Here is a 15938-nt window from a genome sequence, read left to right on the forward strand (position 1 = left end):
AATATAAAAATTAATTAAACATATAAAATCAATAAAATTAATATATATTTAACATTTTATTTCATAGAATCAATGTTCACGAAATTATTTTAGAAAAAAGGAAGGAAATGGCACGTTTGGTAGTTATGGGTGGTGGAGTCTCTGGACACACTGCTGCAACATTCGCAAAAAAATGGTTAGGAGAGGGACACGAAGTAGTCGTCGTCACACCAAACTCTCAATGGAACTGGATTCCATCCAACATCTGGGTAGGTGTGGGACAAATGACAAAAGAGGATGTAGTATTTCCTCTTGCGCCTGTCTATGCAAAGGCGGGGATTGATTACAGACAGGCAAAAGCAGTCTCAATTCATCCAAATGGAAAAGCTGAGAGCAACACGCCTTATATCACGATTGAATATACGGTTCAAGGGAAAGAGGGAACGACTGAAGAGATCACATACGATTATCTGATCAATGCAACAGGACCTAAACTGAACTTCGATGCGACTCCTGGACTGGGTGACGGAAAAGGCGGTATCGGTGAGCATACAGTATCAGTATGTACAGCAGATCACGCACTCCATGCGAACCTTGAGCTTCAGCAGATATTTGAAAAAGCAAAAGCAGGGAAAAAACAGAAAATTGTAGTCGGTACAGGACACGGTATGTGTACCTGCCAGGGAGCGGCATTTGAGTATATCTTCAACATTGAACATGAAGCAAAAAAAGCCGGCGTAAGGGATATGGTTGAGATCAACTGGATCTCAAATGAGTCGTTCCTCGGTGATTTCGGTATCGGCGGGCTTCATATGAAGCGTGGTGGATACGCAGCAAGTTCCAGACTTTTTGCAGAATCACTCTACTCAGAGAGAGGGATCCCTTGGACGATCGGTGCACATGTAAGCAAAGTAGAAGACGGAAAACTTGAGTATGAACTCCTTGACGGTAGTACCGGAGAGATGGAGTTCGACTTTGCCATGCTGATCCCGCCATTCGCAGGGGTAGGCCTAAAAGCCTACGATAAAGACGGTTCAGATATGACTGACAAGATCTTTGCACCAAACGGCTTCCTGAAAGTGGATGCGGACTATACGCCAAAACCATATGAAGAGTGGAAAGCAAGTGACTGGCCAAGAACCTATCAAAATCCTGAATTCAAAAATATCTTTGCATGTGGTATCGCATTTGCACCGCCGCACCTTATCTCCAAGCCAATGAGTTCGCCAAACGGTACTCCGATCAACCCGACGCCTCCAAGAACAGGGATGCCTTCCGGTATCATCGGTAAAGCAGTTGCACACTCGATTTGTGATATGATCCAGAAAGGTGAGAATGCGCACCTGCATGAAGCTTCCATGGCTGAAATGGGTGCTGCATGTGTGGCATCAGCAGGGAAAGGTCTCACTACCGGTACAGCAGCGGCATTGACCGTCTATCCGGTCGTACCTGACTTTGACAAATACCCTGGACTGGGACGTGACCTTGACTATACTTTCGGTGAGATAGGACTTGCGGGACACTGGATCAAACATATCCTGCACCATATGTTCATCTACAAAGCAAAACTCAAGCCGGGCTGGACACTGATCCCTGAATAGGAAAAGCGTCTATTAAACGACCTTCTGCTTGCACTCTCTGCGTGAGAGTTGCTCGTCATGTATAGCTTTGAACGCGTAGCTGTGAAAGTAACAGTTACAATAAAAATAAATCATTTAGGAGAAAAAAATGCAACAGATAGAAGAGAGAATTCGCGCATATGACCAAAACTTTACAACAATGATACCAACGAGGTTTGTTAGATTTCTGAGAACCTGCGTACTTTGGCAGATCATCAGATTTGTCGTGATCAACCTTAAGATGATTGTGGTTGTAGGCAAAAGCCACTAACACGACACTCTCCTGCCCATGGCAGGAGTAATCTACACTTTCCCAACTCTTTTTAAAAACTATCTATTTTAATTAGCTTTTACAAATAGTTGAATAAGGTTGCTTATGGTACAAAAACTTGTTATCTACCCGGATGAACGGGTCAATATCGCCTGTACAGATGTACGTTCTTTTAACCAAACACTTTGGGATGTGATCGAAGATATCAGAGATACAATGATCGAACATGATCTTGATGCATTATCTGCAATCCAGATCGCCTACCCCTATAACATCGTCCTTATCAAAGAGGAAGACGGCAGCTACAGTGAATATATCAACCCAAGGATCATCGGAAGCTACGGTACATTTGACTCTAAAGAGAGTACGGTATATTATCCGGAAATTACACAAACGATACCCCGTGCACAAAGTATCAAAGTGATCTATGAAGACCGTAACGGTAAACAAAAATCTATCGATATCGATGATAAAAAGTATGCTGCGACATTCCAGCGAAAGGTGGATTATCTCTTCGGAGGGACATTTCTAGATAAAGTAAGCAAAGAACATAAGGAAAATGTACTCGAAGCGTTAAAAAACTGCGGCTTGGTCCCGGAAGTAGAAGTGTGCCCTACTTTTTCGAAAAAAGATTACTTTGTCAGTTTCACGGACAAACTGCTTTTTGTCATGGGGCTCACACTTCTGGCACCGCTCTTTGATCTCTCAAAAGAGACCATAAGTACACTTTACACGGTGGATAAATTTATCCTGCCGATGGTCTTCGCCTTGATGGTAGGATTCTTTTTCTATGCGCAGTATGAAGCAAAAAAATACTCTCAGTGCAGCTCCTGTCAGATAGGAAACAATATAGGGGTGATCATTAAACGTACAGTCGCAGGGATCGCTCTGGCCGCCGGAGCCTATTTTATCCTTGGCTAGTTTCTTTTCTTGAAGACAAGAAGCGGCAGGAGTCCGAAATAAGCCAGTGTCCCATAAGCCTGGTCGATCTTTACATCAGGCTTGATTTCCAAGATAAGCTTCTTGATACTCTCTTCATCCATATCACCGAGGTATTCACCTTCACCGTGATTCTCTTTATAAAGTTTTACCAGAAGATGCGTATCTTTTTCTTCCTGGTATTTCCATATTCTCATGCTAGCTCCTCTCTTCTTCTCAGAAGATATTTTTTTAAGATACTTTATCGGTTCTAAATCTGTCAAAGATCTAATTACCTATATATACGCTTAGATTTATTATGATTGCAACAATCCAAACCGCTATACCGGCACCCAACCTTAGTGTACCAATAGGTTGACATGAGACCTTTACATCATACGCTTCATCCCAGGAGGTTATCCCGTGGTCAGTATATCTATTATATGCCATGATCAAAGTAATCAACGAAATAATAGGAAGAGATAAAGCCAAACCTTTGAACCATAAAGTAAAAGTTCTCTTCAAACTTCTCTTATAGTCCAGATATTCTCCATTGTTACGGAATACAGTGATACCCAATAATTTTTTACCCGGAGTCGTACCGAAACTGGAAATGATATTGGCCTCTATAAAAAAGTAGATCATCATGACAAAAATCATAGAAATATATTCGGGTATCACGGATAATATATGCATATCTACGCCAAGAATCACAAAGAAAATGCCTATAATAACCCCTACAAGAGATCCTACTATCAGTGTACCGATAGTAATATCTATGACACGGGCAAAATAACGTAACCATGCTTCTTTATTCAATGATGATGGCCTTGTTTCCGATGCTTCCATGATTTTTACCCCTACTTTTTTCTAAGTAAACATTATAGCTTTACTCTCTTGAATAAATGATGCATTGCTATATCTATAATGAAAGTATCTTATGAAATAGAGTTTTTGATGTATGAGATTTTAAAATAGAATATAAAGGGGTGACAAGAGGGAAAACCTCTTGTAAAAAAGATCGGTAAGATACCGAAAGAGTTTTCGGCATAAGACCGAAGGAATTTCCGGTATAACACCGAAGGAATTTTCCAGAGCAGAGCTCTGAGAAAAGACCGATTATCTTTTTGAGAACTGAGGAGATCTTCTCGCTTTTCTCTTACCTGGTTTCTTACGCTCAACCACTCTTGAGTCACGAGTAAGAAGACCCATTGGCTTCAAGATCGCTCTGAAAGACGGCTCATACTCTACTAGCGCTTTTGTAATACCGTGTTTTACAGCATCAGCTTGTGCAGCATAACCACCACCAAGTGTAGACGCTTTGATGTTGAGCGCTTCAAGTTGCTTTGTAGCTTCAAGCGGTAGTCTTACTTTCATTTTGAGAGTCTCGTGACCACCTAGCCACTGATCAAGTGTCTTACCGTTGATGCTGATTTCACCGTTACCCGGTGTCAACCATACTTTAGCGATAGCTGATTTTCTTTTTCCTGTTGCGTAGACAGTTGCCATTCTTACGCCTCCTTATTGATCTGTGCAGTGTGTGGGTGTTCAGCACCTGCATACACTTTTAGTTTTTTAAGCATTGCTCTACCAAGTGTAGTCTTTGGAAGCATACCTCTAACCGCTAGCTTATAAAGTTTTTCAGTATGGTTTTCCAACATATCACCAAGTTTTTTGCTCTTTGTAGAACCGAAGTAACCTGAGTGAGTAAAGTACTCTTTGTCTTCCAATTTGTTTGCACCTGAGAATACTGCTTTTTCAGCATTGATGATTACTACATAATCACCACAGTCTACATTTGGTGTAAATGATGGTTTGTGCTTACCTCTAAGAATTGAAGCTACTTCAGTGAGGATACGACCAAAAGTTTTACCTTCAGCATCGATCAAAACCCAGTCTCTTTGTACTTCATGAGGTTTTACGACTTTTGTCATTTTCATGATGTTTCCTTGTTTTATTGTTTCCCTTTACGGTCTCATATCTCATGATAACCGTCTCGGTTTCAAAGCTAAAAAAGCAACGTAGTTTGCTTTCCATGACGCTTTTCATGCTTTTTGTGGACGGATTGTATCGAGTTATTCTTAAAATTTATTTAAATTAAGTTTAAGTTAAGTTTAATACTCTATTTTACGAATATTTCTGTGAATTTGTCTGATAACTATGCCGAATGCAGCCTCATTCAAGCGAATAAGAAAAACCGGACTTCAAACTGAACATGCGCTAAAATGTATGATTTTAAATAAGTGATAGTAAGATAAGCTGTATCAACCGGCACCCCTCTTCCCCAAAAAAATATGCTGGTCTCCACTCCCTTACAGCAATATTACCTACCCATTGTTACAGGAACGTAACAATAATAATTTTTATTCTTAATTTTTTGAAAAATTTTATTTTAGTTACTTTTCAGGCGGTTGATTCGGCACAACATAGAAGGATATTGCACTGCTTCTAAGAGCTATCCTTCCAGTTTATAGCCGATACCCTTGACCAGTTTCAATGGGAAATCCGGCAGTTTGTGTTTTAATCTGTAGACAAGCTGTCTACGGGCTTCATCGCTCACCTCTTCCCCATACCATATCATCTCCGACAAGTGATCATAGGAGACAATTGCCCCGTTCGCTCTGATCAGCGCTTCTAAAAAGCTTTTTTCCTTCTGAGTGAGCTCTATCACCTCTTCATTTCGGTAAAAAGTTTGATGGATTGGACAGTAATCATAGCTATCATTGATCTTTTTTCTTTTATAGAGGTTTTTGTCATTTTCCCTTAAAACGATGAGATCCAGCAACGTAAGCAGTTCATCTTCACGAAAGGGCTTGATCAAATATCCTGTGAAGTCCAGTGTAGAAGCATTTTTTAACGTAGTCTGGTCATTATAGGCACTTACCAGGATGACTGAACAATGATAGGTGTCCTGGAGCATTTTACAACACTCGATACCATCTATCTCTCCATCGATATTGATATCAGAGATTACTAAATTAAGAGGGGTTTGCTCAGCAAGTTTCAGGGCACCCTGAGCACTCTTTGCTACACCGACTACCTCATGGTTGTGCCCTACTACAGTCTCTCTGATATGCATCGCGACAATACTGTCATCTTCAATGATCAAAACTTTCATTTTCATGATGTATTATAGTATATTACGCTTCAAGTTAAAATAAAAAATCCATAATAACTGTTAGATACCCCTCCACATTTTATACCTCACTAAATTCAATACGCTCTTCCAAAAGATAGAGTATCACTCCCCTTGTCGGCTTTCCGGTCAGTTTCTCCAGTGCCTTTTTATACCCCTGCACCTGAGAGTGGTGTTTCAGGTGATGTTTCTTCGAACTTTTATAGTCTATCACCAGACAGCTCTCCTCATACTCCAGAAGCAGATCCACCTGCCTAAGCTCACCGCTATAGGCAAATGCCCTCTCTTTACTCACTTTTGCACCATACAGCAGCTCTTGAAAAGCACCCTCCCCTATAAGCCTCTCAATACGTACTTGGATCTCTCTCATCTGCTCTCTATCCAGCTGCTGCCCATATCTGTTCTGTAGAGAGACAAGTGCTCTATCGAGGCTGGGAAGATCAAAGCGCACCATCATCTCAAGTGTATAGTGGAGTGCCGATCCAAAAAGCATTGCGTTAAAATCCTTCTCTTCCTCCTCTTCCTCTTTGATGATCTCCTGGGTACCGTAATGACTTATTTTCACTGTGGTTTGCTGCGTCTTTTTTTGCTCTCGTTCGGATACCGGCGCTACAACCTCAATCTCCCCGGTCTTCAGGGGAGAGATGCCTATCTCATCAAAGATAGAATCCTTCTCTTTTCGCACGACGATCATCCCCTCCACTGCCCGGGTCAATGCCACATAAAGTACATTTTTTCTATCTTTGATCTCTGAGCGTTTTCTGGAAGCGATCAAACGCGCATAGTGATCATCAAAATGATCCCTGCCTTTCATCCGGTAGAGGATCTCCTCTACAAACAGAGTATCATCATAATGAAAAAGCAGCGGGGACTTGTCACTGTTTGGACGGGTCAGTTTATCCAGAACGATCACATAACCGAACTCCAGACCCTTTGAACCGTGTATCGTCATGATATTGGCTCCGTGTACTGAGTGTTCAGCCACCCCGATCGTACTGCTTTCAAACTCCTCTATAAAGGTAGGGATATCCCCAAAGCTTCCTGCGAACTCCAGTAGCTTCAGGATATTTTTGTCCGCTTCAAAATACCCAAACTCACGTACCAGCCTGTCCAGTACTGTCAGAGGCTGCATCAAAGGGGTATACCAGCTAAGATCGATATCCGCCAATCTTTTGCCCACCCGTCCCAATAGTGCCTCGGCATCTATGCGTTCATTACGATAGAGATACTCCGTCATCCTGACAAGTGCAGCAATCTTTGGGATATTTTTGAGTGAACTTGAGGTCTTCAGCAGTGTATCGATACCTGCATATTCACAGGCCTCCTGAAGCTGCTGTCCATCCTTATTGGTACTGACCAGGAAGGCGATCTCATCTACATCCACGCCCAGCTTGATCAATCCTTGTGCCTGTTTTACCGCCTCCTCGATCACCTCATCAGACTCTACCACCTCCACATAGCCCTCTTTGGCACCGGGTCTGCTCTTTTGGGGAATATACCCCGTCATAGAGGGTTCAAACCAGCGATTGACCTGCTCTATCACATGTTTGCAGCTTCGATAGTTGGTATCCATCGGTTCGATCGTAATATCGTAATGTTCTGCCACTTTGTCAAAAAGTTCTTCCACCCCGCCGCGGAAACGGTAGAGTGACTGCTTGGTATCACCTACGTAAAAAAAGCTCTTGAATTCACTCTGTCCCTCTCCCGAAAATATTTCATCGATCAGCGGTTTGAGCAGCAGAAACTGCAGGGTCGAAGTATCCTGGAACTCATCGAGCAGAATATGCTTGAACTTTGCATCGATCTTGAAGTACAAAAATTCACTGGAGATGCTCTCATGCAAGAGCCTATAGGTAAAATAGGTCAGATCATCAAAGCTCAATATACCGGAGAACTTGGCATTGGTGATCTTGGCATTCTTATAATAGTCATAGATCTTGAAGAGATTATAGAGTACCACCTGCTCTTTGGCTGTTGCCCAAAGCTTGAGTGCCTCTTTGAGCCGGGCATAGACGACTTCGATCTCATCATTGATGCTCTTTTTAAACCAGGAGTGTTCACCCAAAAACTCGTTTTCAAACAGTTTTTTGCCAAAGAGCTCTTTGACAGTTTGTGTCTCGAACTGTTTGAGAGACCTTGCGGCCGCCCCCGCTTCCTTCAGGACTCTGAGCATCTCCAGCCTCAGCGACTCACACTCCTCCTCGGCACGCTGTACCGAGTGATGTACCTTCTCTGCTTCAGGCAGAAGCGGATCGATCGTATAAAAGCCCTGCATCAGATCAAAGATCTTGGCAAAACGTTTATCCTCAATATCCATTGCAAGCTTCACCAGTGAGGAGAGCAGTCCCTGCGCCTGCACCTCATCCAAAAAGTGACGCTCCAGGGCATCATCTCCCTGCTCTTTTGTCACAAAGTCAGGCTCAAGGCCAAGCTCGAGTGATGCTGCACGTAAAATCGAGGAGAAGAAACTGTCCAGCGTAACGATATGTGAAGTCGAGGCAAGAAACTTTGACAAAACCTCAGGTTGTCTCTCAAGCAGCTCTTCCCTGTTTAACTCCGTCTCTTCACAGATCGCATTCAGAAACGCTTCATCCCTCTCCAGGTTACGCAGAGAATCCACCACCCTCTGGCGCATCTCGGAAGCCGCCTTGTTGGTAAAGGTCGCTGCCAGAATGGAACTGGCTGACTCTCCCATAAAGAGCAAAGAGAGATAACGCACAGAGAGCGCAAAGGTCTTACCGCTCCCCGCACTCGCCGAATAGGCCAAAAACGGTTTGAAACTCATAGATACTCTCCTCTCTCACACATCAGTTGGTATTCACAGTAGGTACAGGTAGAGAGCTTTTCACACTTCTCTGCTACAAAAGAACTCGTCTGTTTGAGTTCGATAATATGCTCTGCCAAAAGCTCGTTCTTGGCTTCCAGCGCGGTGATCTCCTCGATCTTCCCCTCTTCAAAGAGTTTGACAAAGGCCAGTGAAACATTCTGGTACTTTTTCTCAAGCAGATGATGGTAGATACTCATCTGAAAGTCCTTCAGTGTCTCAAGGTTTCGGCTCTTCTGCGCCTCTGCCGTACTGCCGCTTTTGTAGTCAAGCACCAGCGTGCGTGTCGCATCCTGGTCGATACGGTCGATACGCCCTTTAAAGCGCAATCCGCCGATCTCGCCTGAAAACTCCTTCTCGCGCTCTACTACCTCCCATCCGGACTCGAAGTGGGCAACCTGACTTGAGATAAACCCTTTGAGCTTCTCTTTCCAGAGCAGTTTTTGATAGTTGGTTTTGGCATCATCCCCAGGCAGTAGTTGATCCATCAGACGGTAGAGCTTCCCCTCCATCTCTTCGATAGAGAAGTAGTGACTTTGCTCTTTAAAGAGATACTCCAAAAGCTCATGTAAAAAAGCCCCTTCATTTTTCTCTTCCTCTTTTTTTGCATCGATCCTATGGATATACCGGTAGTAGTATTTACGTTTACACTCCAGGAAGGTTTTGAGCCTGGAAGCTGACCAGGTAATGGCTTTGGCATCAAATGAGGTGACTGCAGGATCTTCTGTTTCAACGGTCTGCTTTGGCTCACTGTAGAGCAGTGCAAGTGAAGCCTCCGCCTCCTTAGCCTCCTGCAGCCCCAGTTCATAGAGAAATTTTGAAGGCAGCCTGTTCTCACTGCTGGCGTAGATGATCACTGCCTCATTTGCCTCTTCCAGCAGTCTTTTATAGTACTGCTTTTGCAACGATTCTCTGTCATTCCGTGTCGGCAAGCCGGCAAAAGCCCTGACACTCGAGTTGAGAAACTGGTCTTTGCTTGAGCTGGCAGGGACGATACCGTCATTGAAATCTACGATGACCACACCTTCGAAGGAGACACCCCTCGTCTCAAGTACCCCCATCACCGTCACTTTACCGCCTCTTACATCATCCAGCGTAATGTTGCTTAGTGCCTTCATCCAGAGATAGAGCCACTCCTTAAACCTCAGTTCCTCCTCTTGAAAGGTATGCATAAACTGCAGGTACTTTTCATAGACCCTTTCATTGGACTGTACCTTTTTTTCAGTCGTTTCTTCTAAAGATATATCCAGCAGGTTGAGTGTATCCAATGTCTGGGTGAACCGCTTGACATCACATACTCCGGAAGGTATCGTTTCTCTTACCTTTTCCAGCTCCACACCGTACCGTTGCAACAACAGAGCATCTTCTTGTTCAAAGCCTCCGAGATAACGTGAAAGTACCTCCAGAGACTTATAGACTCTTCCCTCACTATAGTCATATCCCATTGCAAAGTTGAGATTATTCAACCTGTCAAACAGAGAGAAGTAAGCTTTGAAACTCTCATCTGGCAGGATCACAACAATCTTCTCAGGAGATATTCCCCGCTGTACCATCTCCTCTATCTTCTCAAAAGCCAGAGCGACCTCTTCACTACGTTCACCTACCTGAAAGACCTGCGCATTGACCTTGGAACTGTTGGACACCGTCTGCAGGATGCTTCCGGAGGTAAAATCTATCGAAACATCAGCATTGAGAGGAACTGCCACATCATATGCTGCGAACCGCTCCTGCATTTTCCTGTTGAACCTGCTGGTACTGTAATGGATAACCAGAGGTACACGTTGAGAGACTTTTTGCAGTAGCTCCAGTTCGAACCGGCTCAGATATCCCTCCAGATGCACCTCTATCTTTTGATAGTTTTGTACAAACCCTTCATTGATCTCATAGGTTGCAGGGATAAATGCTTTATCAGTAAGACCTCTTTCCTCAAGTATATGATGATAGTTGTCCAAAAGCTGTTCAAGGATATCAAGGTGAGTGTCAAACTCGGCATAGGCATCGGCTTCCCGCAGTCTGTCAAACCCGACTCCTTCGGCTGCCAACTCTTCATAAAATTTGAAGATCGCATCAGAGCGTGTAAAGAAACGGATAAGATCGAGATCGATATTGAGCCCTTCAAATGATTCAAACCTGGCAGCCTCTCTCAGAAAAAGAATACGATGCAGGGGATCAACCTGAGTCTTGCCATCAAGCAAAATCAGCCGGTTTTCAAACTCATCCATACGCATCAGCGTCGGTAGAAACCCCTCACTTTGTTTCAATGATGCACTGACTTCTCTTAGTGCTCTGGAGGTAGGATAGACATGAAGTTCACTGCAATTTAACATGGTCGGTATCTCTTCTGTTGCATTATCGTTGTAATCATAGGGTGTAGTATATCACAGCCGTTGTAAGTTTAGCCACTCTATCCCATATTGACATCTAATGATATAATTTTGCTAATAGTGCCTTTTGGATATAATCTTAGGATTTTAAAAGTTAGGAAGGATAGTGATGGCAGAGCTTCAAAACGCAGCACTGATACAAAAGTACAATATTCCGGGACCAAGATACACCTCGTATCCGACTGTACCGTTTTGGGATAAAGAGGGGATCTCGATAGAGAACTGGGAAGAGACGGTGAAACGTTCATTTGATGAGAGTAATGAGACTGAAGGGATCAGTCTCTATATTCACCTGCCCTATTGCGAAAATCTCTGTACGTTCTGTGCCTGCCATAAGCATATCACGGTACAACACTCTGTAGAGGATCCCTATATAGACGCATTGCTTGCTGAGTGGAAACTCTATGTTGACCTTTTGAAAGAGACACCGGTTATCCGTGAGATACATCTCGGTGGAGGAACTCCGACATTTTTCTCAGCAGCAAACCTGAAACGTCTGATCGATGGCATCTTCGCCTATGCAAAACGTCCCGAGAGTTATGACTACAGCTTTGAAGCCCATCCGAATAACACGACGGAAGAACAGCTGCAGACACTCTATGATCTTGGATTCAGACGTACCAGTTTCGGTATCCAGGATTATGACCCGACGGTACAAAAAGCGATCAACCGTATCCAGAGCTTTGAGGATGTAGAGAAGATCCACACCCTTGCCAAAAAAATCGGCTATGAGTCGATCTCTCATGATATCATCTTCGGCCTGCCGCACCAGAACAAAGAGAATATCAAAACAACCATTGCCAATACCGTAAAACTGATGCCTGACCGTATCGCCTACTACAGCTACGCGCATGTGCCTTGGATCAAAGGGGTAGGACAGAGAGGATTTGATGAGAATGATCTGCCTAAAGATGAGTACAAACGAGAGCTTTACGAGCTGGGTAAACAGCTCTTTTTCGAAGCGGGGTATGAAGAGATCGGGATGGATCACTTTTCGCTGCCTACAGACAAACTCTACAAGGCGATGAAGAACCATACACTGCACAGAAACTTTATGGGGTATACCGCAGGAAAGACACAGCTGATGATCGGGCTTGGCATGTCCTCCATCTCGGACAGCTGGTACAGCTTCGCTCAGAATGAAAAACGTGTAGAGGACTATATCAGTAGAGTCAATGAGGGTAAACTACCTGTATTTAGAGGGCATCTGCTTACGCAAGAGGACCTGATCGTACGTAAGCATATCCTGAACCTCATGTGTAACCTTGAAACCTCTTGGAGTGATGAGAAGATGAAACTGGATAATATGCCTGAAATACTTGATCGTCTCAAAGAGATGGAAGAGGATGATCTGATCGAGATCTATGAAGAAAAAGTTGTAGTCAAAGAGTCCAGTCGTATGTTTGTACGAAACGTCTGTATGGCTTTTGATCTGAGATTGGTGGCTGCACAGCCTGAAAATAGAATCTTCTCTATGACGATCTAGATCGTCATAGTTTAGGGTTTAAGATACGCAGGTATCTCTGAATATCCGATAGTATCGCCCACCTTTGCACGAAGCTGCAATGTATATCTCCCCGGTTTTGTGATATTGACATCCTGGATAGTATATTCACCGCTGTGGTAAGGTACCGACTCGATCATCAGGTCATCCTCCCGTGTGTGAGGCCTGGTCAACATAAATGAAATATCGGCATCTACTACAATACTTCCGTTTTTCTTCGTAACAATATAGGTAAACGCATTGGCACCCTTCGAGAGTACGACGGGATCTTCTTGTATACGTTTGGAGTTTACATTCTCCTTCACCTTCATCGTCTCTTTACCGATAAGTTCTATGGAGTACTGATTGTCAAAAGCAACCTTCTTCTCCATGATCTCATTGATATTAAGGTCTGCCGTCTGATATTTCATCATATAATCATTTGATTCTTGAACGGGTAAGCTTGATGCTGACTTTACAGTCCAATACCCCAAAGTAATACCCAGGATAAAAAACCCGAGTATCATATGCGGCCAGTAGGTTTTCTCTTTATTGTTTGCCATATCTTATCCTCTTGATCAGTGGTCTCAATAAGAAGATCCAAAAGACAAAGATAGCCCCAGAATAGACAAATACTTTGAGTATCGTAATAATATACCCTGTCTCATCCGGAATCGTCGTGGTCATCTTGACACCTTTCGACGCTGCGATCTGGTCTGCCAATGTCGAGTAGGATTGTACTACACCGATATTGTGCTTATCCTCATCACTGTTCTTGTCTTTTACTGCAACGATATCAATTGCAGCATCTCTTACATCGTCGTAATCATACAGTTTTTTTACTTCATTTGAAGAAGCGATAAAGGCGATTCGGCCTTTTTGTCCCGACTCTTCGGTAATCACTGCATAGGGTGCAAAAATAAACAGAACATAGGGCTTGCTCATATTACTTTCATACTTCTTGCTGTACTCTACAAAATTATATCTTTCAGGAAAGGACTCGTTCGTTGCCACAACATAGGCATTGATGCCTGTTTTTTCTGATAACTCTTTGCCCATCTCCTCAATCATCTCAGAAGCTTGAGGTTTTAAAATATTTTCGTGAAGTATATGTGTTGCGTTAAGAAGTAGTGGAAGTAACAAAGCAAGCAAGGTTGCCCTTACTTGTACTTTGCTCATATAATTTATCCTATAAATAGGTGGTTAGGAGTTGCAACTGCCCATAGTGTAATGATAGCAGTAATTACCATACCCCACGCTAATACTTTATCCATAATAGTAATCATTGTTTATCCTTTTACTACTTAGCATCTTGGAAGGCAAAGTCTGCATTGTCTTTGCTCTTCATCTTTACATTATCCAAACTACCTGTAATTGGAGTCGGGTCATATGCATTTGTAGCATTTGCACTTTGAACTTTAATTGCACCGTATGTTAGGAAAACAAGGATTGAAAGCAACAATACTGTTGCTATCAACATTCCCGTAACACCATGAAGACCGAATACACTTCTACTAGTATTTTCTGCCATGCTTACTCCTTCTTAATACTGCAGTGACTGAAGGTAAACAGTCAATGCTTTTTCTTGAACAGGTGTGATCATCGTCTTGAATGACGGCATTTGACCGATAGTACCCTTCTTACCGTTTGTAAGAACATTATGGATCAATGCATCATCGTATCCGGCAATGTTTGGTGCCATACCCATGTTACCTTTACCGTCAGCTCCGTGACATGATGTACATGCTGCGAACATAGCCGGTGCTTCACCTTTCATACCGCCTGCAACATACTCAGCGATCGCTTCAGCATCTGCACCGCTTGCCATACCTGCCGGCATTGCACCCATAGGGTAACCAAGCTGGTTTTGACCGTTGTTGATCACATCTAGTACTTGCTCTTTGCTCATTCTTGCTGTAAAGTCATGTGCTTTTCCGGAAAGACCGTCACCTGTGATACCGTGACATGGTGCACACTGTACCAAGTAAACTGATTTACCCATTTGATTCAGTGTTGCCTGATCCGGGTTAGCATGCTTCTCTTCATACTTAGCCTGGTACGCCTTTACCTCTTCATTGTACTGACCGATTTGGCTGTATGCATTCACTGGGTATCCCCATAGGAAATACCATACTGTCCAGATCAATGTACCGAGGAAAGAGTATGCCCATCCACCAGGAAGTTCATTTTTATACTCACCGATACCGTCCCAATTCTCTTCAGCAAGTTCTCCACCTGCTTTGTCTGTTTTCATCTGGTTGACATATTTTGCTGATACACCAAATGTAAGTACTGCAATTGCAACTGCACCAAATAATGTCAACTGGTTGATCGGGTCATCCAGGTTAACATTCATCTGTTTTACAACTACCAAAGTTGCAACGATCAATGCTGCTGCAAAAGCTAAAGCTTTTATCATCAAACTACTCATTTGTTTTGCTCCTTCTTTTCACTCTGAGCCTCGGATTTTTCATCTACAGGTCTGCTGTCGATCTCATCGTCTAACGCAATATTCCCGTATTTCTCGTAATCCTTCTCGCCCTTCTTTTCACTTCTATATAGATGTATGATATATCCATACAACATTATCACCAAAAAAATGGTCATAAAGAAACTGGCATAGCCTTGAAGTTCTCTAAGGTCCATTTTTTCTGCTTACTTCAATCTGTTAAGATATGCGATCAACGCAACAATCTCAGGTACTTCCCCTCTTTCTAGAGCGGCTTTAACCTCAGGGCTTTTCATATCAGCAGCGATCGCATTTGCTTCAGCAAGTACCTTTGTTTTATGTGCTTCCCACGCTTCTTTTGAAGGTTGGAACTCATCACCATACGGTGTACCAAAGATATTTTTAACAGTTACCGCTTCAGCATATGCTGTTTCGATATCAGCTGCGTTAGTAAACTGGTGCTTATATGCAGGCATAATTGAACCTGGAACAACCGCAGTTGGATCCCACATATGGTTTTCATGCCAGTCTGTTGTACGGTAGTTACCTACACGGTGAAGATCCGGACCGGTTCTTTTTGATCCCCAAAGGAACGGTCTATCATAAGCATACTCTCCAGAAAGTGAGTACTGACCATATCTGTCAGTCTCTGATTTAAATGGACGAATAAGCTGTGAGTGACAAGCAATACAGTTATCTTTTTTATACACTTCTTTACCTGCAAGCTCAAGAACAGAGTAAGGCTTAAGCCCTGCTACCGGTCTTGATGCTTCAGCAAAGTTAGGCACGATCTCGATAAGACCTGCAAACGCAATAACAATAAATACTCCTACTGCAAAGAAGAATGGATTTTTTTCTAACCAATGAAACATAAT

17 protein-coding genes are annotated in these 15938 nt (G+C 43.0%); 4 read left to right on the forward strand and 13 right to left on the reverse strand.

Going from position 1 to position 15938, the window contains the following annotated elements:
- The first annotated feature begins 107 nt into the window (after positions 1-107).
- From AC4JOV_RS11865 to AC4JOV_RS11875, 3 genes are all read left to right on the forward strand, one after another.
- Positions 108-1580 carry an NAD(P)/FAD-dependent oxidoreductase gene (locus tag AC4JOV_RS11865; RefSeq protein WP_229937371.1) on the forward strand — a complete coding sequence of 491 codons (1473 nt, stop codon included), beginning with the start codon at positions 108-110 and terminating at the stop codon, positions 1578-1580.
- Between the two features lie 127 nt (positions 1581-1707).
- Positions 1708-1869 carry a hypothetical protein gene (locus AC4JOV_RS11870; RefSeq protein ID WP_229937370.1) on the forward strand — a complete coding sequence of 54 codons (162 nt, stop codon included), beginning with the start codon at positions 1708-1710 and terminating at the stop codon, positions 1867-1869.
- A gap of 105 nt (positions 1870-1974) precedes the next feature.
- Positions 1975-2790, forward strand: a complete 816-nt coding sequence (locus AC4JOV_RS11875) for a peptide deformylase (RefSeq protein ID WP_229937369.1) — start codon at positions 1975-1977, stop codon at positions 2788-2790.
- Here AC4JOV_RS11875 and AC4JOV_RS11880 read toward each other — a convergent pair.
- The 7 genes from AC4JOV_RS11880 to AC4JOV_RS11910 form a co-directional block, all read right to left on the reverse strand.
- Entirely contained in the window at positions 2787-3005 is a 219-nt protein-coding gene (locus tag AC4JOV_RS11880) for a hypothetical protein (RefSeq protein WP_229937368.1), read from the reverse strand. The two genes, AC4JOV_RS11875 and AC4JOV_RS11880, sit on opposite strands and share 4 nt — an antisense overlap.
- Before the next feature lie 70 nt (positions 3006-3075).
- Positions 3076-3636: an RDD family protein gene (locus tag AC4JOV_RS11885; RefSeq protein WP_229937367.1), complete on the reverse strand. Its 561-nt coding sequence runs from the start codon at positions 3634-3636 to the stop codon at positions 3076-3078.
- Between the two features lie 270 nt (positions 3637-3906).
- Positions 3907-4296: a 30S ribosomal protein S9 gene (gene rpsI, locus AC4JOV_RS11890; RefSeq protein ID WP_229937366.1), complete on the reverse strand. Its 390-nt coding sequence runs from the start codon at positions 4294-4296 to the stop codon at positions 3907-3909.
- Between the two features lie 2 nt (positions 4297-4298).
- Entirely contained in the window at positions 4299-4721 is a 423-nt protein-coding gene (gene rplM, locus AC4JOV_RS11895) for a 50S ribosomal protein L13 (RefSeq protein WP_229938360.1), read from the reverse strand.
- Positions 4722-5242: 521 nt separating this feature from the next.
- Positions 5243-5911, reverse strand: a complete 669-nt coding sequence (locus AC4JOV_RS11900) for a response regulator (RefSeq protein WP_229937365.1) — start codon at positions 5909-5911, stop codon at positions 5243-5245.
- 73 nt (positions 5912-5984) lie between these two features.
- Positions 5985-8708, reverse strand: coding sequence for a RecB-like helicase (locus AC4JOV_RS11905; RefSeq protein WP_229937364.1), 2724 nt, complete (start codon positions 8706-8708; stop codon positions 5985-5987).
- Positions 8705-11074 (reverse strand): PD-(D/E)XK nuclease family protein, encoded by a 2370-nt coding sequence (locus AC4JOV_RS11910; protein ID WP_229937363.1) that lies wholly within the window; start codon positions 11072-11074, stop codon positions 8705-8707. The genes AC4JOV_RS11905 and AC4JOV_RS11910 overlap by 4 nt, the downstream gene beginning before the upstream one ends.
- A gap of 166 nt (positions 11075-11240) precedes the next feature.
- On the opposite strand from AC4JOV_RS11910, the gene hemN reads away from it, so the two are divergent.
- Positions 11241-12617: an oxygen-independent coproporphyrinogen III oxidase gene (gene hemN, locus AC4JOV_RS11915; RefSeq protein WP_229937362.1), complete on the forward strand. Its 1377-nt coding sequence runs from the start codon at positions 11241-11243 to the stop codon at positions 12615-12617.
- An 11-nt stretch (positions 12618-12628) separates the two neighbouring features.
- Here hemN and AC4JOV_RS11920 read toward each other — a convergent pair whose 3' ends face one another.
- The 6 genes from AC4JOV_RS11920 to ccoO form a co-directional block, all read right to left on the reverse strand.
- A complete protein-coding gene (locus tag AC4JOV_RS11920; protein ID WP_229937361.1) occupies positions 12629-13177 on the reverse strand; it encodes a FixH family protein in 549 nt (182 codons plus the stop codon).
- Positions 13164-13793, reverse strand: a complete 630-nt coding sequence (locus tag AC4JOV_RS11925; protein WP_229937360.1) for a hypothetical protein — start codon at positions 13791-13793, stop codon at positions 13164-13166. Before AC4JOV_RS11925 ends, AC4JOV_RS11920 begins: the two co-directional genes overlap by 14 nt.
- Before the next feature lie 121 nt (positions 13794-13914).
- Positions 13915-14145 carry a DUF4006 family protein gene (locus AC4JOV_RS11930; RefSeq protein WP_229937359.1) on the reverse strand — a complete coding sequence of 77 codons (231 nt, stop codon included), beginning with the start codon at positions 14143-14145 and terminating at the stop codon, positions 13915-13917.
- Positions 14146-14157: 12 nt separating this feature from the next.
- Complete coding sequence (locus AC4JOV_RS11935) at positions 14158-15045, reverse strand: c-type cytochrome (protein ID WP_229937358.1); 888 nt, start codon at positions 15043-15045, stop codon at positions 14158-14160.
- Complete coding sequence (locus AC4JOV_RS11940; protein WP_229937357.1) at positions 15042-15260, reverse strand: cytochrome c oxidase, cbb3-type, CcoQ subunit; 219 nt, start codon at positions 15258-15260, stop codon at positions 15042-15044. Before AC4JOV_RS11940 ends, AC4JOV_RS11935 begins: the two co-directional genes overlap by 4 nt.
- Before the next feature lie 9 nt (positions 15261-15269).
- Entirely contained in the window at positions 15270-15935 is a 666-nt protein-coding gene (ccoO, locus tag AC4JOV_RS11945) for a cytochrome-c oxidase, cbb3-type subunit II (RefSeq protein WP_229937356.1), read from the reverse strand.
- Positions 15936-15938 lie beyond the last annotated feature (3 nt).

This window comes from Sulfurovum sp. MH2-6, assembly GCF_058374785.1.